Source organism: Ruegeria sp. AK11 (assembly GCF_056541095.1).
Map to the genome: position 1 here is coordinate 92,048 of NZ_JBQFXU010000011.1, position 20,610 is coordinate 112,657.

A 20,610-nucleotide genomic window follows, 5' to 3' on the forward strand; every position below is an offset into this window, starting at 1 on the left:
GAAGACACCGGTTCTGCCCATTTGGTGGAACCGGTATCCTGCCGGGTCACGTTTCCAGCGCCAAAGCGGGTGCTTGTGTCGCACGCGACGCGACTATTGACGTAGGGGAAGCGCTTAAGGCGCGCGTCAGTGTCGAAAATCGGCAGGGTCTGATTTTCGCATTTCCACAACTTCGATAAAAGCGCACGAGGCCCTAGCGCCTATGGGAAAACACCCTTCCCCATTACGCGCGGCAAGGCAGTATGCCGGGCCCAGTTTTGCGCGTGAAAAATCAATATGAAACTGAAAGCCAATGATTTGACACGAAAAACTCAAAGTGGAGTGGAATTTCAACGCTACTTCTGCCACAGCAGATAACAAGTTAACAATGGTGTCCCTGCGTCATGTGGATTGAACGTAAATTCCTCTCTATTTTTGCTTATACAAATACAATATGTTTTGAGGGGAATAAGGGGGGAAGGAAAATGGGCGGGGGCGCAGAACGATGACGGGGGTCCTTGAGGCATCGCCGCGTATCTCAAAAGTTCTTCAACTGGCTGATCTGGAAAACCATGCCACGCTGTTTCGGCAGGAAGGCGTGGATGATGATATTCTGGACGAGCTGACAGATCCCGAACTGCGCGATCTGGGGCTGACGGTTGGTGAAAGAAAGCGGTTTCGCAAGGCGCAGGCCCGTCTGAAATCTGAGGAAGCATCGACCCGGCAGGAGCTTAGGTCCGAAGCCGAACGGCGGCAGCTTACGCTGGTTTTCTGCGATCTCGTGGGGTCGACGCAGCTGGCCCAGCGGTATGACCCGGAAGACCTGATGCAGATCATGAACCTGTATCTGGATACGGCGATCGGCACCCTGAAACAGCATGGCTGTCATCTGGCCTACAGGCAGGGCGACGGGATCATGGTCTACTTCGGATATCCCAAAGCCATGGAGGACGATGCCGAACGCGCGGTTCGCGCTGTGCTGGAAACCATCGAAGCCGTACAAAACCTTGAAAACAGGTTTGGCGAAAAACTGGATCTGCGCGCGGGAATTGCCACCGGTATGGTTGTTGTGGGAGTGGTCTCGTCAACAAGTCTTGGTTCGCAGGACTTTCTGGTCGGTGAAACCGCGAACCTTGCATCCCGCCTGCAAGGTCTGGCCGAGCCGGGCGAGGTGATCGTTTCCGCAGAGACGTGGCGATTGACACAGGGCGCATTCGAGTTCGAGCCCCGTGGCAGCCAGAACCTGAAAGGGTTTGACAATCAGCGCACCGTCTATCGCGCAATTTCCGAAAGCGTCGCGACCAGCCGGTTCGATGCGCGTGTCGGACAGTCAGCCGTTGATCTTGTCGCCCGTGGCGACGATCTTTCGGTCCTGACCCAGCTTTGGAAAGACGCACAGGCGGGGTCCGGCAAGTTTGCGTTTGTCGGTGGCGCCGCAGGCATTGGCAAATCGCGGCTGATCAAGTCCTTGTCTGAAACAATTGGCGTCAAACCCTTTACCTTGCAGTGCATTCCGCATCTGGCCAGCCTTCCGCTTCACCCGATCGTGGGTGAGTTGAGGCGGGTTTCAGGCGACAAATCCGATGACAGCATCAGGGCCGCGATTTCCGATTTTGTTCAGGCCGCCTCTCGTCTGAGCGACGCGGATTTGCCTGTTCTTCTCGATATGGCCGGGGTCGAAACGGGCGCAGCGCCGGATCCCGACCCCCTGAAGAAGGCCCGCAAGTCGCTGGACGTGTTGTTGCGCAGCCTTGGCAGCCTGTGTGACGGGCGCGGCACCTTGTTGCTGGTGGTGGAAGACGTGCACTGGGCTGACGCAACCACGCTGGACGTGCTGGAGGCGCTGGCATCAGGACTGGACGGGTTCCCGATACTGGTGGTCCTGTCGCATCGCCCTGAATATGAACCGCCTGAGCATTACGAGGGCCGCGCGGCGCGCATCGATCTGACGCCTTTGGCCAGCAGTGAAGCCTCGGAACTGGTCCGGCGCGTGGCCGAGCCATACAGTTTGCCGGTCATCCTGATCAGGCAGATTGTCGAAAAAGCCGATGGCGTGCCGCTTTACATCGAAGAGATGACAAAGGCGGTTCTGGACCAGCTGCCGCAAGATGCGCCGATCAACGCCGAGGTTCTGGATGCCCTGAGTATCCCCGCGACCCTTCAGGATTCGTTGATGTCGCGTCTTGACCGGATGGAAAACGCAAAGCCCATCGCGCAGCTTGGGTCTGTTATCGGGCGCAGTTTCACCTCGGCGATGATCCAGGCGGTGGCGCAGGAAGACATGGATGTGGAAAGCGCGCTGATGCAGCTGATGGCGGCTGGGGTTGTGCTGATCACGGGCGAAGCCGGAACGGCCACCTATACGTTCAACCACGCGCTGGTTCAGGATACGGCCTATAACTCGCTGCTGCGCGAAGACCGACAGAAGGTTCATCTGAAAATCGCCCGGGCCTTGCTGGCCGGACATAACGCATTCGGGAACCCCGCCCCCGATACCGTGGCGCATCACTGCGACCATGGCGGGTTGAAGGATGAGGCGGTGTCCAACTGGTTTACGGCAGGCGAACAAGCCCTGACGCGGTTGGCGAACCTGCCTGCGATCTCGGCGTTTCGCGCGGCACTGCGTAATATCGGAACGATGCCCGCCAATGCCGAGCGTGACGGATTCGAGCTTCGGGTGCAGATGAATATCCTTCCGGCTTACATGGCGATCTATGGATGGTCCTCCGACCAGGTCGGAGAGACAGCCGCCCGCGCGATGGAGCTTGCCCATGCATTGGGCGATGGCGAAACCCTTTTCGCGGCCACCTTCTGCCGCTGGACCAATTTCTTTGTCGCGGGCCAGATGAACCGCGCAATGGAGATGGGACAGGCCCTGGACGCGATGGCCGGTATGAGTGGCGATCCTGTCGCCAACGTGCTGGCGGCCCGCGCGCTGAGCTTTACGCATTACTTCCGCGGGGAATTCGCGGATTGCGAGCAGCAGCTTGACCGTGCCTTTGCCCTGATTACCCCCGAGCTGGACATGGCCATGATGCCGATGACCCAGTCCTCGACCACGGCGTCGTTGCTGGCCATTCAGGGGTGCCTTCTGTGGCAGCAGGGCAAGTTTGATGAGGCGGAGGCGGCGCGCCTGAAAGCCATCGACGTCAGCCGGGCACTGAACCACGCACCCAACCTTGTCTACATCATGGGCGCGTGCAGCATGTTTCTGCCCTACGCGGGCGAGTGGGACCGGCTGGATGTGACCATGAAGGAAGCGCGCAAGATCGCCGATGAGGAAGGGTTCCTGTATCTTCACGCCATGCAGGATATCTACATGGGTCTTGCGCAGGCGGGAAAAGGTGACATCGAGGGCGTCCCGGCCCATATCGAGGCCTGCATGAACCTGATCTCAAAGTCTGGTGGAAACTTTACTTTTCCGCAGAATCAGATTGTTCTGTCTGAGTTGATGATCGATCACGGGGATATTGATCAGGCCCTGGACCGGCTTGAAACCGTGTGTACCCCCGGTTGGGAACGAGGAGAAACGCTGAACAAACCGGAATATCACCGCGTGCGGGCCAAAGCCTTTGCTGCCAAGGGTGATCGGGACAGCGCGATTGCCGAGGGTGAACTGGCATTGGCGCTTGCCCGCGAATGTGGTGCCGTTGTTCAGGAACAACGCGCCGAGGCACTTCTGGACAGTTTGACGAAAGCCGAATGAACGAGACGGACTGCCCGGCCAAACAGGGCAGCATCACCAAGAGGGATTTACAATGACCGACGCATTGGATTGGAACACCGAACAGTGGAATGCCGTTAACAAGGCCGTCCATGATGAAGCGCTGCGTGCGCGGGTGGCTGCGAGCTTTCTGCCGCTTTATGGGCCGCTGCCGGCGGACACGCAATCTGTTCCCCTGAACAAGCTGGGTCTGGTCGACAACGCATCAGGCGCGGCCAAGCGTCTGGAAGTGAATGATTATGACACCCTGCGGCTGACGACTGTTTCCGTCAACGTCTACCTGAAAGGCGCGCAGGTGGCTGATCCGGAACTGGCCGCGGCCATGATCATGTTCCGCCGGGCCGCCGCCGTCGTGGCCAAGGTCGAGGATGACATCGTTTTCAACGGCCAGCCAGGCAGCAGCGAAGCGCCCAAACATGCCGGTGGCGCACCTGCGGATCTACCGCCTATCTATACCGTCAGCGGTGGCGGCAAATATCCGGGGCTGCTGGAGGCTGGCGAAGGTCAATCCATATCGATCAACGGGAAGAAAAAGCCCTGTTCCGGCCCCGAGGTTTTCGAGGCCGTGGTCGCGGGCATCAACAAGCTGGAAGCGCATGGATACCTTGGGCCTTTTGCCTGTGTGATGGGCAATGGGCTGTTTCAGGCCGTGACCACGCCGATCGAAAACTCGATGGTGCTGCCGCGTGACAGTATTCTTCCGTTCCTTGACGGCCCGCTGCTGCGATCGGGCACCCTGCCCGCAAACAAGGCAGCACTTGTATCGCTGCAAGGTGCGCCGGTCGAGATTGTCGTGCCTTCGGATATCGCGGTGAAGTATCTGCAAACCTCGTCTGACGGTGAGCACATCTTCCGCGTGCAGCAGAAGTTCCACCTTAGGATCAAGGAAGCACAGGCGATCTGCACCATCACGTGCTGACCGGAGAACTGGTCATGCGAGAATTCACAGACCGGGGTGTGACATTGCGTTGGTCCGAATTGATCAACGAAAATGGGTTAAATCGGGTGCTGATCGAAGCCGGACCCGCCGTGTCTTCGCATGACGTGGTGCGTGTGATCTGTTCCGAAGATGGCGGCCCCGAACGCGCCATTCGCGGCTGGCCCTTGCAATGCAACCCGATGACGGGGTTTCAGCAGTTTGCAGCCATGCTGCCATCTGTGACCCAGGAAAAGACATTGACCTGGCGACCGGTGCTGACGACCGGTGGTCGCGAATATGATCCCGGCCCCGGAAAACCCCCCGAACCTGCGCCGCCAAGCCCGGCAAAGCCAGTCACGCAAGTGCCCGCGCTTGAACATGTGGGCAGGTTTGTGGTGCCGTTCACCGACGAGTTCTATCCTTCGGGTGAAACACCGGACGGCATCTGGCTGCATTTCGGGATCAAAGGGGGCGGAACGGTTGAAGGGCCTCATCTGAAGGGGACGATCGATCCGCTGGGGGGCGACTGGATGCGCGTGCGGTCCGACGGAGTTGGGCTTTTGCACGCCCGAGCGCTTATTCAACCCGTTGAAGGGGGTGCGCCGATCCTGTTTGAAGATACCGGCGTGTGTGACTTTGGGCCGGATGGGTATGCCGGGCTGGCGAAGGGCAATCTGCCCGCCTCAGCCCCGGTCCGGCTTGCGCCGCGATACCTGACGTCAAACCCGAATTATGCCTGGATGAACAGGTTGCAGGGGTTCGGCATCGGCGAAGCCAGCCTGTCCGATATCACCCTGCGCTTTGACGTCTATGCCGCGAAAGGAACATCCGATGGCTGAAAAGGTTGTCATATTGGGCGGTGGCGTGGCCGGAATGAGCGCCGCGCATGAGCTGATCGAGCGCGGGTACGAGGTCGAGATTCACGAGCGCCAGCTGATCCCCGGCGGTAAGGCACGCAGCATCCCCGTGATGAAGGGCGAAGGCGATCACGGGTCCAAGGCGAAACACATCAAGGCGCTTGAACAATGGGCCGAGATGGACGGCGCCAGTTATCCCCCAGGCGTGAAACGCCCCTGGCTGCCCGGCGAGCACGGGTTCCGGTTCTTTCCGAATTTCTACCGCCATATCACCGATACGATGGCGCGCACGCCCTATTACGGCAAAGGCACCTGTTACGATAATCTGGTATCGACCACTCAGGTTCTGGTCAGCCAGTTCGACGACCCAGGCATCATCGTTCCCGAACGGTTTCCCCGCACGCTGAAAGACGTGGCCGATGCGCTCAAGACAGTTGCATTCACGCTCTCGCCCCGTGACCAGATCGCATATGAGGATGTCGAACATTTCATCGCCTGCATGTGGCGCATCGCGACATCCTGCAAGGAACGCCGGTTCGACGAATATGAACGCATCGGGTGGTGGGACTTCATCGGTGCCGAACAACGCTCGGAAGCGTATCAGAAGTTTCTGGCCATTGGCCTGACCCGTTCGCTAGTGGCCGCGAAGGCGACAACTGCCAGTACAAAGACGGTGGGCGACATTGCCGTTCAGCTTCAACTGGGTATCGCAACGCCCGAGCCACATGGCAACCGGCTGTTGAACGGTCCCACCAACCTTGTCTGGATACAGCCGTGGCTGGATTACCTCAAAAGCAAGGGGGTCGTGTACAAGTTCAACTCAAAGGTCACGGGCATCGACTGCCAGGATGGCCGCATCGTCAGCGCGACGGTTGAACAGGATGGCGAAGAAAAGCAGGTCACCGGGGATTGGTTCATCAGTGCGATGCCGATCGAACGGATCGCGCCGCTGATCACCCCTGCGATGACGGCAATCGACCCGTCTCTGGCCAAGCTGCCCCTGCTGGCCGAAGACGTGCAATGGATGAACGGAATTCAGTTCTATCTGACAAAGGATGTTGAACTGACGCACGGCCATGTCATTTTCATTGACAGCCCATGGGCCCTGACCGCGGTTTCGCAAAAACAGTTCTGGTCGGCCATCAACTTTGAAAACTGGGCAGAAGGCAAGACCAAGGGTTTGCTTTCAATAGATATTTCGGAATGGGACAAGCCGGGCCTGAACGGAAAAACCGCGCGTGATTGCAGCCGCGAGGAGATTGCGCAAGAGGTTTGGGAACAGCTCAAGCGGAGCGTCAACGTGGATGGCCAGACCGTCCTGCGCGACGAGGACATGCATTACTGGTTCCTTGATCCGGATATTGTGCAGGATCCCAACGACCCCAAGCGCCAAACCAATGTGGAGCCGCTGTTGGTCAATCGCATCAACAGCTGGCGGTTGCGCCCTGAGGCGGCCACATTAATCCCGAACTTCATGCTGGCGTCGGATTATGTGCGCACCTACACCGATCTTGCCACCATGGAAGGGGCGAACGAAGCGGCGCGCCGGGCGGTCAATGCCATCCTGCAACGCGGTGGATCAAAAGCTGAGCCCTGCCAGATCTGGGACCTGCACGAGCCGGATATCCTGAAACCGCTGCGCGCCTATGATTTTGCCCGTTATCAGGCCGGCCTGCCCTGGGACAACCGGTTTGCGGTTGCGGTCGAAGCCGCGCTGAGGATGGGACAGGATTCCGTGGGTGTTGAGCGTGGCGGCGAAGGGCCGCTTGCCGTCATTGCGAAACCGGCTACGGAATATTCAAAACCCGGCGGGATTACCGAAGACCCTGCGATTGCGGACGCGTTGCGCATGATCTGCCCTCCGAAAGAGCTGTTTGACCTGATGGTGGCCTACGAGCCGACCGCTGATCTTCCGATCCCCGGAGAGGAGATTGCAGAGGATGTTGCCTTTGATCTGGGCCGGGACAGCGGCCAGTCGGGGGTGTTGTCCAAAGCCTTGCCGCTGACGGATGCACCTTTTTCGGCGGCAGGACCCAACCTTGCCGAGACGGGCAGGAACGAGACCAAAACCCGTGTGATCATCACCCAGAAGGGATGACCCTGTGGCCACTGGCACAGCACATCTGGATCCTGCGGCACAGCAGGATTTTCTGAAAACGCTGACCTCTTACGGGGATCGGGCCCGTGAGACGCTTTTGCAGCTGTTGCCGACGGGCGAGCCGCAGGCCTATTTGTACGGGCCGATGCGGGATTACATTGAAACCTCGGGCAAGGGGTTGCGGCCCGCACTGTTGCTAGCCACCTGCGAGGCTTTCGGCGGTGACAGCGTGACCGCGAGGGTGTCAGCCGCTGTTCTTGAACTGCTGCACAACGCGTTTCTGATCCATGACGATATCGAGGATCAAAGCGATTTCAGGCGAGGGCGCGCGTGTATGCACAAGCGTCTTGGGGTCCCTTTGGCCATCAATACCGGTGACGGGATGCAATCGCTGGCCCTGCGCCTGTTGCGCCAGAACCTTGGGCCGCTTGGCCCTGAAACCGGCATGCGCGTGGTGGACGAGTTCGATCATCTGTTGCAACAGTCCATTGAAGGTCAGGCACTGGAGCTTGGCTGGATACGGGACAACCGGCTGAACGTGGACGCATCGGATTATCTGACGATGTGTCTGAAAAAGACCTGCTGGTACAGCTTCATTCACCCCATGCGCATCGGGGCGCTGATTGCCCGGCCAAATGATGTGGCGTCTGGCGCGTTGAACCTGGACGATTTTAACGCGTTTGGGTTTTTTCTGGGGGCCGCGTTTCAGATACAGGATGATGTTCTGAACCTCGTGGGCTCGCAGGACAAATATGGCAAAGAGATCGGTGGCGACATTTACGAAGGCAAACGCACGCTGATGCTGGGGCGGCTTAGCTTGCAGGCGGACGAGCCCGAAAAAGCGCGCCTGTCGGAGATGCTGTCAAACCCGCGTGACAACCGTTCGACGCAGGATGTCAGCTGGGTTCTGGATCGCATGGATCACTATGGCTGCATCAGATATGCACAGGACGCGGCCAATGACTTGCTGGCCTCGGCCCGTCAGGAGTTTGCGCAGGTTTTTGCGGCCACCGAAGAGGTGCCGCGCGCGTTTCTGGGTCATTTCATGGACTATCTCGTAACCCGTCAGGTTTGAGCGCCCACCACCTCATACATCACGATGATCGAGGTTTGCACTGTGCCTGTGCAGGCGATCCGGCCGTGATATTCGCCGGGATCGGCAAGATCCGGCACAGTTACAATGACGGCAACATCTGTTGACTCGCCGGGGTTTAGCTGGATTTGCGGGGGGACAACATTGACCCGGTTTGCCGGAAGAGTGTCGCCGTTCCGGTTGATCAGGTCGCCCGGTTCGAATTGTAATGCGACAGGCCCGCCGCCGTTTGGTGCGTCAAAGGACAGCAAAATGGTCGCGGTGCCGCCGGGGTGGCAGGTTTTGCGGCACGCAAATGGCCCTTCAAGCGGCTGTTGCGCGCCCCGTTCAGCCCCAAGCACGCGGCGGGCGATATCCGAGATCGGTTGCGCATCCGGCTGCGGCGCGATCGGGCTGACCGGAAGTGGCGTGCTAACGTATGGTTTTCGTTCGAAATAAGGCATGCCTAACTGTGCACCTGTGGCGCGGATCAGTAAATGGGAAATTTACCGGATCCGCGCGACAAACACACCGCGTTATTATTTGCCTTTCCAGACCGGATCACGTTTTTCGGCAAATGCACGCGCGCCTTCAAGCTGGTCCTCGCTGGAATAGAGGACATCCACGCTGCGCAGTTGACGCTTGGTGATGCGGTTCATGGCGTCCTGAAACTTGGCGTCTTCGGCATCGCGCACGATTTCCTTGATGGCCGCATAGACCAGAGGCGGCCCGGACGCCAGCAAGCGGGCAAGGTCCCACGCGCGGTCCATCAGCAGATCAGCGGCGACAATCTCGTTCACCAGCCCCCAGCGGTTGGCTTCTTCGGCATCAAACCAGCGGCCTGTCAGAAGCAGCTCCATCGCGACGTGATAGGGGATGCGCTTGGGCAGTTTGACGCTGGCGGCATCCGCAACGGTGCCCGAGCGGATTTCCGGCAAGGCAAAAGTGGCGTGGTCAGCGGCAAGGATCATGTCTGCGGACAAGGCTAGCTCTAGCCCGCCGCCGCAGGCGATACCGTTGACGGCGGCAATCACGGGCTTGTTCATGTCGCGCAGCTCTTGCAGGCCTCCGAACCCGCCGACGCCGTAATCTCCGTCCACCGCGTCGCCGTCGGCGGCAGCTTTCAGATCCCAGCCGGGGCAAAAGAATTTTTCGCCCGCGCCGGTCAGGATGGCCACGCGCAGGTCCGGGTCGTCGCGGAATTCAGCAAAGACCTCGCCCATTCTGCGGCTGGTGATCAGATCAATCGCGTTTGCCTTGGGGCGGTCCAGCGTAACCTCGAGGATCGAGCCATCGCGGCGGGTTTTGATCGGGTCCATATCTCAGGCCTTTCTTATCAGGGCGTCCACGGCAACGGCCTTGTCCGGCGTGCACAGGAGCGGGTTAATCTCGACCTCGCCAAGCGTGTCGGCATTTTGCATGACATAGGTCTGAACGGCCTCGACCGCGGCAACAACCGCATCCATATCAGCCGCCGGTTGACCGCGATAGCCCGCCAGCAGCGGGGCGATCTTCAATTGGCTAAGGGCGGAGCGGATGTCTTCGGGCGGGCTGGGCACCAGCACGGATACCGTATCGCGCAGCAGTTCGGTCAGCACGCCCCCTGCCCCAAGGGTCAGAACAAACCCATGGGCGGGATCACGCACCACGCCAATCAGAAGTTCGGCAACGGGTCCGGTGACCATCTCCTCGATCAGGATGTCTTCGGTGCCGATATCTGCCGCGACAGCCGCGACGTCCTGGGCCCGGATGCCCAGCCGAACGGCGCTGTGTTCGGATTTATGCGCAAGCCCGACACCTTTGACGGCAAAGGGGCCTTCCATCTGGTCCGCTGCGGCACGGGCAGCTTCCGCGCCCCGCACCGTCCGGTTCTGCGGGATACGCAGGCCGCATTCCGCCAGCGCCGCCTTCGAGGCGCCTTCGGTCAGGGTTTGGGTTGGTTCCATCATACCCGGTTGCAAAACGGGCGCAGCGGATGGGGCCTTGACCTGCCCTGCGGCGCGGGTCGCAGACAGCGCCTCGCGCAGGCCCATGAAGGGGACAACACCCCCGGCCATCAGCTGTTGTGCGATGTCTTCCGGCAAAAGTTCCGGCAAGGTGGCGACAATCGCAAACCGGGCGCCGGTTTCTGCCCGTACGTTCAGCGCTGCCTGCGTTGCGCAGGCCCAATCGGTGGAGTCGGTGGTCGGGTAGTCGACGATCGAGAATGTCATGTCGATATCGTCACCCGTCATGCCCGACCAGGCCCGCGTCATCGCCTGCTCGTCACGCCAGATATAGGTGTGATAATCCAGCGGGTTGTTCAGCGCGACCATTGGCCCGAGCGCGCCGCGCAGGCGGGTCAGCTTTTCACCGCTCAGCCGTGGAAATTGCAACCCCGTGCCGACGGCCATATCGGCAATCAGGCTCGCCTCGCCCCCCGAACAGCTGATCGAGGAAATGTTGCCCCCCGGCAGCGGCCCGTAGCAATGCAACAGTTTGAGCGTTTCAAGGAAGTCAGGCAGTGCCGAAACGCGCGGAATGCCAAGCCGGTCAAGCAGCGCCTGCGCCCCGGCATCGCTGCCCGCCAGAGATGCGGTATGGGAAACGGTTGCCGCTTGCGCCTGTTCCGATGCGCCGACCTTGAGGGCGACCAGAGGGATGCCTTTTGCGTGGGCCTTGGCGGCCAGCGCCTCCCACTCGCGGATGTTCTTGAAGCCTTCGATATGCAGGCCCACTGCGGTCACGCGCGGGTCATCGATCAGGGCCGAGGCGATTTGCGCCTGACTGGTCTGAGCCATATTTCCGCAGGTGACCATATAGGCAATCGGCAGCCCGCGTTTCTGCATGGTCAGGTTGATCGAGATGTTCGAGCTTTGCGTCAGGATCGCCACGCCCTTGTCGACGGGCACAACCCCGTGCTGATCCGGCCACAGCAATGCCCCGTCCAGCGCGTTGATGAACCCATAGCAGTTCGGGCCCAGAATGGGCATGTCACCGGCCGCTGCGATCAGTTGATCCTGCAAATCCCCGCCGGTGTCGTCCTCGGCCACGGCCTCGGAAAAGCCCGAGGCGAAGCAGACAGCGCCACCCGCACCCATACTGGACAGGACTTGAACCGCTTCAATCGTGGCGTGGCGGTTGATACCGATAAAAACCGCGTCAGGTGCGTTGGGCAGGTCTTCGATAAGCCCATAAACCTTGTGGCCCGCAATGTCCGAAGCCTTGGGATGGACCGGCCAGATCTGACCGGCATATCCCATGCGTTCGGATTGCAGAATAACCTGTTGGCACCATGCACCGCCGCCAATGACAGCGATGGATTTCGGGCGCAGCAGCCGGGTCAGGTCTTTGGTCATGGTCAGGCGCCCAGCGGACGCAGAAGATCGCGGCTGATGATGTGGCGCTGAATCTCGCTGGTGCCGTCCCAGATCCGTTCGACCCGGGCGTCGCGCCAGAACCGTTCAATCGGGAAATCATCCATCAGGCCCATGCCGCCGAAGATTTGCAGCGTCGTGTCGGTGACCCGCGCCAATGCCTCGGAGGCATAGAGCTTGGCCGAGGCGATCTCGCGGTTTGCGGGCAGGTTCTGATCCAAACGCCAAGCAGCGGCAAGGGTCAGCCAGTCGGCGGCGTCAATCTCGGTGATCATGTCGGCAATCTGAAAACCGACACCCTGAAACTTGCCGATGGGCTGGCCGAATTGCTTGCGCTCGGCGGCGTAGTTCAGCGCATAGTCAAAGCAGCGCCGCGCACGACCGACCGAGAAGGCCGCAACCGTCAGGCGGGTCGCGTAGAGCCATTCGTTCATCACCGCAAAGCCGCCATCGACCTCGCCCAGAACCTGGGCATCGGACAGGCGGCAATTGTCGAAATACAGGATACAGTTTTTATAGCCCCTGTGGCTGACGGATCTGTAACCGTCGCGCACTTCAAAGCCCGGAGTGCCGCGATCCACCAGGAAGGTGGTGATGCGTTTTTTGGGGCCTTTCGGGGTCTCATCCACGCCGGTGGCAACGAATACAATAAAGAAATCCGCGTGTTCCGCGCCCGAGATGAAGTGTTTCGATCCGTTGACGACCCAGTCGCCACCGTCGCGCACCGCCTGACATTTCATGCCGCGCACGTCCGATCCGGCATCCGGTTCGGTCATCGCCAGCGCGTCCATCTTTTCCCCGCGCACTGCGGGCAGCAGATAGCGTTCGCGCTGTTCGTCGTTGCAGGCCATGAGGATGTTCTGCGGGCGGCCAAAGAAATGCGTCAGCGCCATCGACCCACGGCCCAGTTCACGCTCGACCAGTGTAAAATCCAGATGCGACAGGCCCGCGCCGCCCACTTCTTCGGGGAAGTTGCAGGCATAGAACCCCAGATCGATACATTTCTGCTTGATCTCGTTGCCAAGCTCCGGCGGGACCGTTCCGCTGCGTTCGACCGCGTCTTCATGCGGGTAGATTTCTTTTTCTACAAAGCTGCGGACCGTCGAGACGATCATGTCCTGTTCTTCTGTCAGACCAAACTGCATGGCGCGTGTTCCCTGGATCGGTGGTTGACCAACCAAACGCCATCGCTCATGGTCGCGGCATGCAGAGATAGATCATTTTCATGCCGAGTTCGAAAATATTATCGCAGCAATACAATGTCCTTCTGTTCGACGGGTTCTCGAACCATTGCCTTGCGAACATGGTCGAACCGTTGCGGGCGGCGAACACCCTGTCACGGCAGGCATTATATGCATGGCGCTTCTGTTCGCTTGACGGCAACCCTGTTCAAAGCTCAAGCGGCCTTGTCGTCACCCCGAACGGGGCCATCGGCGATCAACAGGGGGATTTTCTTGTTGTCATGCCGTCATATGGATACCTGAAGCTGGATACGCGGTCGACCATGCGTGCCGTGCTGGCTGCGGCCAAGAAACACAAGCACCTGGCCGGGCTGGATACGGGAAGCTGGCTGCTTGCCAGCGCGGGATTGCTGGATGACCACAGGGCAACCATTCATTGGGACGAATTTTCGCGGTTCGAAGAAAGGTTTCCGGCGGTAGAGGCCGTGCAGGAACGGTTTGTCATCGATGGCAACCGTCTGACCTGTTCCGGGGCCATGGCAGCCTTCGATCTGGCCCTGACCCTTATCCGCCGGGATCATGGCCCGCTGCTGGCGATGGAGGTCGAGCACCTGTTCATGAGCCGGAACGGGCGTGGCCATTATGACCTGCCTCTGAAATCCGAGGACACGCTGGTCAATCGCGCGCTGACTGTCATGCAGGCGCATCTTGAAGCACCGCTTTCGGTCCGGAGTGTGGCCCGGAAAATCGGATGTTCGCAAAAACGGCTTGAAACACGTGTTCAGGCGGAACTGAAAACAACTCCGCAAGCGCTGTATCGGCGTCTGCGCCTGAACCGCGCGCGTAATCTGGCCGAGGATACGGAACAATCCATCGCCGAGATCGCGGGGCGCTGTGGATATGAAAACGCCAGCGCCATGACCCGCGCGTTCAAGGCCGAGTTCGGTCAAACGCCGACCGCATTTCGGAATGGAAACCTGTCGGGGCGATGAGCCCGGACTGGCGGGAAGCCGTTTGTTGCTTTTCACAACCTGCAATAAAGCATGCGGTTTTCTGATATCACTCCAGCGAAACCCACAGAATCCTGGCGTCTTCGTCGCTGGTCGAGATACAGCCATGGCCCATTCCACTGTCGTAATACAGTGAATCCCCGGCCTTCATGGGCAAGGGTCGGTAATGTTCGGAAAGGAAAATCAGCTCGCCGCTGAGTACATACATGAATTCTTCGCCAGAGTGCCGAATCCAAGTGTCGAACTCGGATACATCCCGCGCCTTGATCGTTGCGATATAGGGTAGCATCCGTTTGCTGGTCAGTTCGGAACACAGCAGTTCGTGATGATAGGTGGGCGTGGTCTTGAATTCCCCCTCGCCTTTTGGGGTGAAATCGCGGCGACCCGAGATGCCCGACTGACCCGATTGCAGGAACAGCTGTGGCGTGCTCATGTCGAGCGCCTGTGTCAAGCGCCGCACGATTTCAAAACTGGGCCGTGTCTGGTTGTTTTCGATCTTAGACAGAGTGGACCGACCAATACCCGCAGCACGGCCAGCCTCTTCCAAAGTCCAGCCTTTTGATCGCCGCGCATCGCGAATGGAGCGGCCCAAAGCCTCGCCTTCGTCCGGTTCTTCCAGCCCGGAAACATCGTTTTGGCTTTCATCGACCATGGATTTCCCCCTGTTTTTCAAAGGCTACAGGTTTTCCCATACATACGCAACTTCTTGAATAAGAGATTTATGTTGCCCTATTGGATCATTTTCCACTATTGGAAACAAAGTTTCGTACTGAGGATTCGGAACCGAAGGAGGGGATAATGTTCAAAACGTCGCTGAATGAGGCTGACCCGGTAATCGCCGCGTCGATCGCGCGCGAAGGAATACGTCAGGCGGAACAGATTGAATTGATCGCGTCCGAGAACATCGTCTCGAAAGCTGTGATCGAGGCTCAGGGCTCGGTCCTGACCAACAAATACGCCGAAGGTTATCCTGCGCGCCGCTATTATGGCGGGTGCGAATATGTCGACGAGGTCGAAGTCGAGGCCATCGAAAGGCTGAAACAGCTGTTCGGTTGTGAATACGCCAACGTTCAACCCCATTCCGGCGCTCAGGCGAACGGGGCGGTCAAACTGGCGTTGCTGAGCCCCGGTGACACCATCCTGGGCATGTCGCTGGATGCGGGCGGGCACCTGACACACGGTGCAAAACCTGCCCAATCCGGCAAGTGGTTCCGGCCGGTACAATACGGTCTGACCCAAGCCGGCCTGATCGATTACGACCAGGTGGCCGAGCTGGCCCGGGCGGAAAAGCCCAAGCTGATCATCGCAGGCGCATCGGCCTATTCCCAGAAGATCGACTTTGTCCGTTTCCGCGAGATCGCAGATGAAGTTGGTGCGTGGTTGCTGGCGGACATGGCGCATATCGCGGGTCTGGTCGCAACTGGCCTGCACCCTTCGCCCATTGGGCACGCGCATATCGTCACCTCAACCACCCACAAGACACTGCGCGGCCCGCGGGGCGGGATCATTCTGACCAATGACGAAGCGCTGGCGAAAAAGATCAACTCTGCCGTATTCCCGGGCTTGCAAGGTGGCCCGCTGATGCATGTGATCGCCGGCAAGGCGGTTGCATTCGGAGAGGCGCTGAAGCCGGAGTTCAAAGAATACATGCAGCGCGTTGTCGACAGTGCATCGGCTTTGGCCAATGTCATGATGGCGCGCGGATGTGACATCGTTTCGGGTGGCACCGAAAACCACCTGATGCTGGTCGATCTGCGCCCGATCGGTGTGACCGGCAAGGATGCCGAGGCCGCGCTGGAACGTGCCGGGTTCACCTGTAACAAGAACAGCGTTCCGGGCGATCCCCAGAAACCCACCATCACCAGCGGTATCCGTCTGGGCACTGCCGCCGGGTGCAGCCGGGGTTTTGGCCCTGAAGAGTTCAAACAGATCGGCCATCTGATCGGCGATGTTCTGGACGCGTTGGCGCAGTCGCCCGAAGGCGACGCGGCCATCGAAAAAGAAACCCGCGAAAAGGTTCGCGCGCTTTGCGCAAGCCACCCGATCTACTGAAAGTGCGCGAAATGAACACCTACGATCTGATTGTCATCGGAGGCGGACCGGGCGGCTATGTTGCCGCGATCCGCGCGGCTCAGCTGGGACTGAAAGTTGCCTGCGTCGAAGGGCGCGGCGCTCTTGGCGGCACCTGTCTGAACGTGGGGTGCATCCCCTCCAAAGCGTTGCTGACCTCCTCGGCCAAATATGCCGAGCTTGCACATCTCTCCTCCCACGGTGTTGCGGTCGAGGGGGCCAGCATCAATGTCGGCGCGATGATGGAGCGCAAGGACAAGATCGTGGGCGACCTGACCAAAGGCATCGCATTCCTGTTCAAGAAGAACGGCGTTGACCTGATCGAAGGTTGGGCCAGCATCCCTTCAGTCGGGCAGATCAAGGTTGGCGCTGACATCTATGAGGCAAAGAACATTCTGATCGCGACCGGGTCGGAACCTACCACGCTACCGGGGATCGAGATTGATGAGCAGGACGTCCTGAGTTCGACCGGCGCGATTGCGATGGAAAGCGTGCCGGATCATCTGGTGGTGGTCGGCGCAGGTGTGATCGGTCTGGAACTTGGTCAGGTCTGGGCGCGTCTGGGCGCGAAAGTCACCGTCGTCGAGTATCTGGACCGTGTGCTGCCCGGCATAGATGGCGAGATTGCAAAACTGGCGCAGCGGGCGCTGGCCAAGCGCGGCCTGAAGTTCCAGCTTGGTCGGGCATTGAAATCCGTCAACAAGACCGCGGCCGGACTGACGCTTGCTCTGGATCGGGTTGGCAAAGACAAGGAAGAGGTGATCGAGGCCGACAAGGTTCTGATCGCCGTCGGACGCCGACCGGTAACGCGCGGGTTGGGGCTGGAAGAACTGGGGATAGCCTGCGACCCGCGCGGCTTTATTCAGGTGGATGACACATTCTGTACCTCTGTTCCCGGTATCTATGCCATTGGCGACTGCGTTCCAGGGCCGATGCTGGCGCACAAAGCCGAAGAGGATGGCGTTGCCTGTGTCGAGATGCTGGCAGACGAAGCGGGGCATGTTGACTACAATACCGTGCCCGGCGTGGTTTACACCGACCCCGAGGTCGCCTCGGTCGGGCTGACCGAAGAAGCCTTGCAAGAAACGGGCATTGAATACGTGGTCGGGAAGTTTGCCTTCATGGCCAATTCGCGGGCGCGTTCGACCGGCGAGACCGACGGGGCCGTCAAGGTGCTGGCCAGTTCCGAAGGCAAGATCCTGGGCGCGCATATTTGCGGTGCGCATGGGGGAGATCTGATTGCCGAGCTGGTTCTGGCCATGGCCAAGGGCATCACGGTCGCCGAGGTCGCAGCCACCTGCCATGCCCACCCGGCGATGGGCGAGGCTGTGAAAGAAGCCTGCCTTGACGCCATGGGCCGGGCAATTCACGCGTAGCGGGGACCAGCCAGATGACCATCCAGCTAAGACCACGTCACCCGGAAAAAGCCAAAAAGGCCGACAGCGTCATTCCGCGCAAACCCAAGTGGATACGCAAGAAAAAAGGCGACAGCTCCGCCTATTACGAAACCCGGCGCCTGATGCGGGATCACAATCTGGCGACGGTCTGCGAAGAGGCGGCCTGCCCCAATATCGGCGAGTGTTGGTCCAAGCGCCACGCAACCATGATGATTATGGGCGAGGTCTGCACACGCGGATGCTCGTTCTGCAACGTATCGACTGGCCGCCCCGACGCGCTGGACGCTTTCGAACCCGGTCGCGTTGCAGCGGCGGTCAGGAAGCTGGGCCTGCGCCATGTCGTCATCACCTCGGTCGATCGCGACGATCTGGCCGATGGCGGGGCCGAGCATATTGCCCAGACCATCCGGGCTGTACGCCACCAAAACCCCGGCACCACGGTCGAAGTTCTGACCCCCGATTTTCTGGGCAAGGGCGACGCCGCCAAGGCAGTCTTTGACGCCGCACCGGACGTGTTCAACCACAATCTGGAAACCGTGCCGCACCTATATCCGACCGTCCGTCCTGGCGCGCGGTATTACACGTCGCTGCGGCTGCTGGATGATGCCAAGCGCGCCAATCCGGAACTATTCACCAAATCCGGCCTGATGGTGGGCCTGGGGGAAACACTCGCGGATGTGCGTCAGGTCATGGATGATCTGCGTGCAGCGCAGGTCGATTTCCTGACCGTTGGCCAATATCTGCAACCAACCCCGAAACACCATCCAATCGACCGGTTCTGGACACCGGAAGAGTTCGCCCAGCTGGAACAGATTGCCCGGTCCAAGGGCTTTTTGCACGTGTCAGCAACCCCGCTGACCCGGTCGTCGTTCCATGCGGACGAAGATTTCGCTGCTCTCAGGCAGGCTCGCCAGCGGGCTATCGCCAAAGGGGCATAAACCAAACGCAAATGGGAGGGAATCCATGGAAGCGTTAAATTCAATCGTAGGGGCCATCAATGGCGTCGTGTGGGGGCCGCTGATGCTGGTTCTCATCCTTGGCGTCGGCTTCTTCCTGCAGGTCGGACTGAAGTTCATGCCGATCCTGCGCATTGGCACGGGCTTCAGCCTGCTGTTCAAAGGCCGTGAAGGTCAGGGCGAAGGGCAGATCAGCCCGTTCAACGCGTTGATGACTTCGCTGTCGGCCACCATCGGTACGGGGAACATCGCCGGTGTTGCCACTGCTGTCTTCCTGGGCGGTCCGGGCGCATTGTTCTGGATGTGGATGACCGCCCTGGTGGGCATGGCCACCAAATATGCCGAGGCTGTCTGCGCGGTGAAATACCGCGAAAAGGACGAGCTGGGCAACTTCGTCGGCGGCCCGATGTACTACATCAAGAACGGTCTGGGCGCGAAATGGGCGTGGCTGGGTGTTGCCTTTGCCCTGTTTGGCGCAGTTGCGGCCTTTGGCATTGGTAACGGTGTGCAGGCCAATGGTGTTGCACAGGTTCTGGAATCGAATTTCGGAGTAAACACCTCGGTCACCGGTGTCGCTCTGATGGTTCTGACCGCCGCTGTTATTCTGGGTGGTATCACCCGTATCGGTGCGGTCGCCGGTAAACTGGTTCCGTTCATGGCGATTGCCTATATCGTTGCCGGACTGCTGGTCCTGATCATCAACATCGGCAACATCGGTCATGCGCTGTCGCTGGTCTTCACCTACGCCTTCACCCCATCAGCCGCCGAAGGTGGTTTCGCTGGTGCAGCCGTCTGGGCCGCCATCCGCTTTGGTGTGGCGCGCGGTGTTTTCTCGAACGAAGCGGGTCTGGGTTCCGCTCCGATCGCGCACGCGGCAGCCGAGACCAAAGGCCCGGTCAATCAGGGCCTGATCGCGATGCTGGGAACGTTCATCGACACTATCATCGTCTGTTCGATCACCGGTCTGGCGATCATCTCGTCAGGTGCTTGGACATCGGGAGAATCCGGTGCGGCGCTGACCTCGCTGGCGTTCGAGACCACTCTGCCGGGTATCGGCGGGTCGATCATCGCCATCGCTCTGTCGATCTTTGCCTTTACCACCATCCTCGGCTGGTCCTTCTATGGCGAGAAATGCGTCGAGTTCCTGCTGGGCGTGAAATCCCTGCTTCCCTACCGCATCCTGTGGATCATCGCGATCTACTTCGGTGCAACCGCGGATCTGGGCTTTGTCTGGCTGCTGGCCGACACGCTGAACGCCATGATGGCCATTCCGAACCTGATCGCCCTGGCCCTGCTGAGCCCGATCGTCTTCAAGCTGACGAAAGAGTTCTTCGCCTCGGGCGGCAAGTCCGAAGAGCCGGGCGGCGCGCCTGCCGAATAAGCTTGGTCTGACTTGAAACCGGGGGGCCATTCCGGCCCCCCGCCTTTGAAACAGAATTCCATATCTCGAGGAGAGACGTGATGGCCACGAAAATCCTGCTGCCCATTGATCACACCGACGACCGTTCGTGGAAAAATGCCCTGCCAGTTGCCTTGGAACAGGCGAAATTCTACGGGGCTGAGCTGCATGCGGTTGCCGTTATCCCCGAGATCATCCAGCTGCCGAACCTGCCCGCCAACTACGGCGCCGGCGCCAAAGATCACGTGCGAAATGCGGTTCAGGCCATTCTGGATCATGGCAACGCATCGGACGTGCCTGTCCATATTGAAGAAGGCAGCGTTTACCGTGAAATCCTCAAGCGCGCCTACAAGGACGGCTTTGACCTGATCGTCATGGCCTCGACCAAGGGTGATTTTCCGAATTATGAAATCGGTCCGAACCTGGCCCGTGTCGTGCGCAACGCGCATTGCACCGTCATGGTTGTTCGCGACCAGTCCCGTTGAGTGAAAGGTTGGATCAATGACCGAGATTAGACGCACGCCGCTTTTTGGGCTTCACGTTGAGTTGGGCGGCAAGATGGTTGATTTTGCCGGGTGGGAGATGCCAGTTC

Annotated in this window: 16 protein-coding genes; 11 read left to right on the forward strand and 5 right to left on the reverse strand. The window is 59.6% G+C overall.

Going from position 1 to position 20,610, the window contains the following annotated elements:
* Positions 1-484 precede the first annotated feature (484 nt).
* The 5 genes from ACR0D9_RS18105 to ACR0D9_RS18125 are packed head-to-tail and all read left to right on the forward strand — an operon-like array spanning position 485 to position 8,652.
* Entirely contained in the window at positions 485-3,685 is a 3,201-nt protein-coding gene (locus ACR0D9_RS18105) for an adenylate/guanylate cyclase domain-containing protein (RefSeq protein WP_480539714.1), read from the forward strand.
* A gap of 52 nt (positions 3,686-3,737) precedes the next feature.
* The gene (locus ACR0D9_RS18110; protein ID WP_209507025.1) at positions 3,738-4,622 is read left to right on the forward strand and encodes an encapsulin; all 885 of its coding nucleotides are present in this window, start codon (positions 3,738-3,740) and stop codon (positions 4,620-4,622) included.
* A 14-nt stretch (positions 4,623-4,636) separates the two neighbouring features.
* Entirely contained in the window at positions 4,637-5,461 is an 825-nt protein-coding gene (locus ACR0D9_RS18115; RefSeq protein WP_480488755.1) for a DUF3237 domain-containing protein, read from the forward strand.
* Entirely contained in the window at positions 5,454-7,577 is a 2,124-nt protein-coding gene (locus tag ACR0D9_RS18120) for a hydroxysqualene dehydroxylase (protein ID WP_480539716.1), read from the forward strand. Before ACR0D9_RS18115 ends, ACR0D9_RS18120 begins: the two co-directional genes overlap by 8 nt.
* Before the next feature lie 4 nt (positions 7,578-7,581).
* Positions 7,582-8,652, forward strand: coding sequence for a polyprenyl synthetase family protein (locus ACR0D9_RS18125; protein ID WP_480539718.1), 1,071 nt, complete (start codon positions 7,582-7,584; stop codon positions 8,650-8,652).
* Here ACR0D9_RS18125 and ACR0D9_RS18130 read toward each other — a convergent pair.
* The 4 genes from ACR0D9_RS18130 to ACR0D9_RS18145 form a co-directional block, all read right to left on the reverse strand.
* Complete coding sequence (locus tag ACR0D9_RS18130; protein ID WP_480539719.1) at positions 8,643-9,113, reverse strand: hypothetical protein; 471 nt, start codon at positions 9,111-9,113, stop codon at positions 8,643-8,645. The two genes, ACR0D9_RS18125 and ACR0D9_RS18130, sit on opposite strands and share 10 nt — an antisense overlap.
* Before the next feature lie 75 nt (positions 9,114-9,188).
* Positions 9,189-9,968: a carnitinyl-CoA dehydratase gene (locus ACR0D9_RS18135; RefSeq protein WP_480539721.1), complete on the reverse strand. Its 780-nt coding sequence runs from the start codon at positions 9,966-9,968 to the stop codon at positions 9,189-9,191.
* Between the two features lie 3 nt (positions 9,969-9,971).
* On the reverse strand, positions 9,972-11,987 hold the full coding sequence (locus ACR0D9_RS18140) for an acetate--CoA ligase family protein (RefSeq protein WP_480539723.1): 2,016 nt from the start codon (positions 11,985-11,987) through the stop codon (positions 9,972-9,974).
* Positions 11,988-11,989: 2 nt separating this feature from the next.
* Positions 11,990-13,150 carry an acyl-CoA dehydrogenase family protein gene (locus ACR0D9_RS18145; RefSeq protein WP_209507018.1) on the reverse strand — a complete coding sequence of 387 codons (1,161 nt, stop codon included), beginning with the start codon at positions 13,148-13,150 and terminating at the stop codon, positions 11,990-11,992.
* Between the two features lie 80 nt (positions 13,151-13,230).
* On the opposite strand from ACR0D9_RS18145, the gene ACR0D9_RS18150 reads away from it, so the two are divergent.
* Complete coding sequence (locus ACR0D9_RS18150) at positions 13,231-14,178, forward strand: GlxA family transcriptional regulator (protein ID WP_480507860.1); 948 nt, start codon at positions 13,231-13,233, stop codon at positions 14,176-14,178.
* Between the two features lie 67 nt (positions 14,179-14,245).
* Here ACR0D9_RS18150 and ACR0D9_RS18155 read toward each other — a convergent pair whose 3' ends face one another.
* The gene (locus ACR0D9_RS18155) at positions 14,246-14,848 is read right to left on the reverse strand and encodes a helix-turn-helix domain-containing protein (protein WP_480484283.1); all 603 of its coding nucleotides are present in this window, start codon (positions 14,846-14,848) and stop codon (positions 14,246-14,248) included.
* A gap of 146 nt (positions 14,849-14,994) precedes the next feature.
* On the opposite strand from ACR0D9_RS18155, the gene glyA reads away from it, so the two are divergent.
* The 5 genes from glyA (at position 14,995) to ACR0D9_RS18180 (ending at position 20,503) form a co-directional block, all read left to right on the forward strand.
* Positions 14,995-16,248 carry a serine hydroxymethyltransferase gene (gene glyA / locus ACR0D9_RS18160; RefSeq protein WP_480484282.1) on the forward strand — a complete coding sequence of 418 codons (1,254 nt, stop codon included), beginning with the start codon at positions 14,995-14,997 and terminating at the stop codon, positions 16,246-16,248.
* Between the two features lie 11 nt (positions 16,249-16,259).
* The gene (gene lpdA, locus ACR0D9_RS18165) at positions 16,260-17,642 is read left to right on the forward strand and encodes a dihydrolipoyl dehydrogenase (RefSeq protein WP_480539725.1); all 1,383 of its coding nucleotides are present in this window, start codon (positions 16,260-16,262) and stop codon (positions 17,640-17,642) included.
* 14 nt (positions 17,643-17,656) lie between these two features.
* A complete protein-coding gene (gene lipA / locus ACR0D9_RS18170; RefSeq protein ID WP_480488769.1) occupies positions 17,657-18,601 on the forward strand; it encodes a lipoyl synthase in 945 nt (314 codons plus the stop codon).
* Between the two features lie 25 nt (positions 18,602-18,626).
* On the forward strand, positions 18,627-20,000 hold the full coding sequence (locus ACR0D9_RS18175) for an alanine/glycine:cation symporter family protein (RefSeq protein WP_480488771.1): 1,374 nt from the start codon (positions 18,627-18,629) through the stop codon (positions 19,998-20,000).
* Positions 20,001-20,080: 80 nt separating this feature from the next.
* Positions 20,081-20,503 (forward strand): universal stress protein, encoded by a 423-nt coding sequence (locus ACR0D9_RS18180; RefSeq protein ID WP_480539726.1) that lies wholly within the window; start codon positions 20,081-20,083, stop codon positions 20,501-20,503.
* Positions 20,504-20,610 lie beyond the last annotated feature (107 nt).

Bases quoted from the DNA above. Each gene is read 5' to 3' on its own strand.
- ACR0D9_RS18130 (WP_480539719.1), bottom strand. From the start codon at position 9,113: ATGCCTTATTTCGAACGAAAACCATACGTTAGCACGCCACTTCCGGTC.
- ACR0D9_RS18155 (WP_480484283.1), bottom strand. From the start codon at position 14,848: ATGGTCGATGAAAGCCAAAACGATGTTTCCGGGCTGGAAGAACCGGAC.
- lpdA (WP_480539725.1), top strand. From the start codon at position 16,260: ATGAACACCTACGATCTGATTGTCATCGGAGGCGGACCGGGCGGCTAT.
- ACR0D9_RS18150 (WP_480507860.1), top strand. From the start codon at position 13,231: ATGCCGAGTTCGAAAATATTATCGCAGCAATACAATGTCCTTCTGTTC.
- ACR0D9_RS18110 (WP_209507025.1), top strand. From the start codon at position 3,738: ATGACCGACGCATTGGATTGGAACACCGAACAGTGGAATGCCGTTAAC.
- ACR0D9_RS18115 (WP_480488755.1), top strand. From the start codon at position 4,637: ATGCGAGAATTCACAGACCGGGGTGTGACATTGCGTTGGTCCGAATTG.
- ACR0D9_RS18135 (WP_480539721.1), bottom strand. From the start codon at position 9,968: ATGGACCCGATCAAAACCCGCCGCGATGGCTCGATCCTCGAGGTTACG.
- ACR0D9_RS18120 (WP_480539716.1), top strand. From the start codon at position 5,454: ATGGCTGAAAAGGTTGTCATATTGGGCGGTGGCGTGGCCGGAATGAGC.
- ACR0D9_RS18105 (WP_480539714.1), top strand. From the start codon at position 485: ATGACGGGGGTCCTTGAGGCATCGCCGCGTATCTCAAAAGTTCTTCAA.
- ACR0D9_RS18180 (WP_480539726.1), top strand. From the start codon at position 20,081: ATGGCCACGAAAATCCTGCTGCCCATTGATCACACCGACGACCGTTCG.
- glyA (WP_480484282.1), top strand. From the start codon at position 14,995: ATGTTCAAAACGTCGCTGAATGAGGCTGACCCGGTAATCGCCGCGTCG.
- lipA (WP_480488769.1), top strand. From the start codon at position 17,657: ATGACCATCCAGCTAAGACCACGTCACCCGGAAAAAGCCAAAAAGGCC.
- ACR0D9_RS18140 (WP_480539723.1), bottom strand. From the start codon at position 11,987: ATGACCAAAGACCTGACCCGGCTGCTGCGCCCGAAATCCATCGCTGTC.
- ACR0D9_RS18145 (WP_209507018.1), bottom strand. From the start codon at position 13,150: ATGCAGTTTGGTCTGACAGAAGAACAGGACATGATCGTCTCGACGGTC.
- ACR0D9_RS18175 (WP_480488771.1), top strand. From the start codon at position 18,627: ATGGAAGCGTTAAATTCAATCGTAGGGGCCATCAATGGCGTCGTGTGG.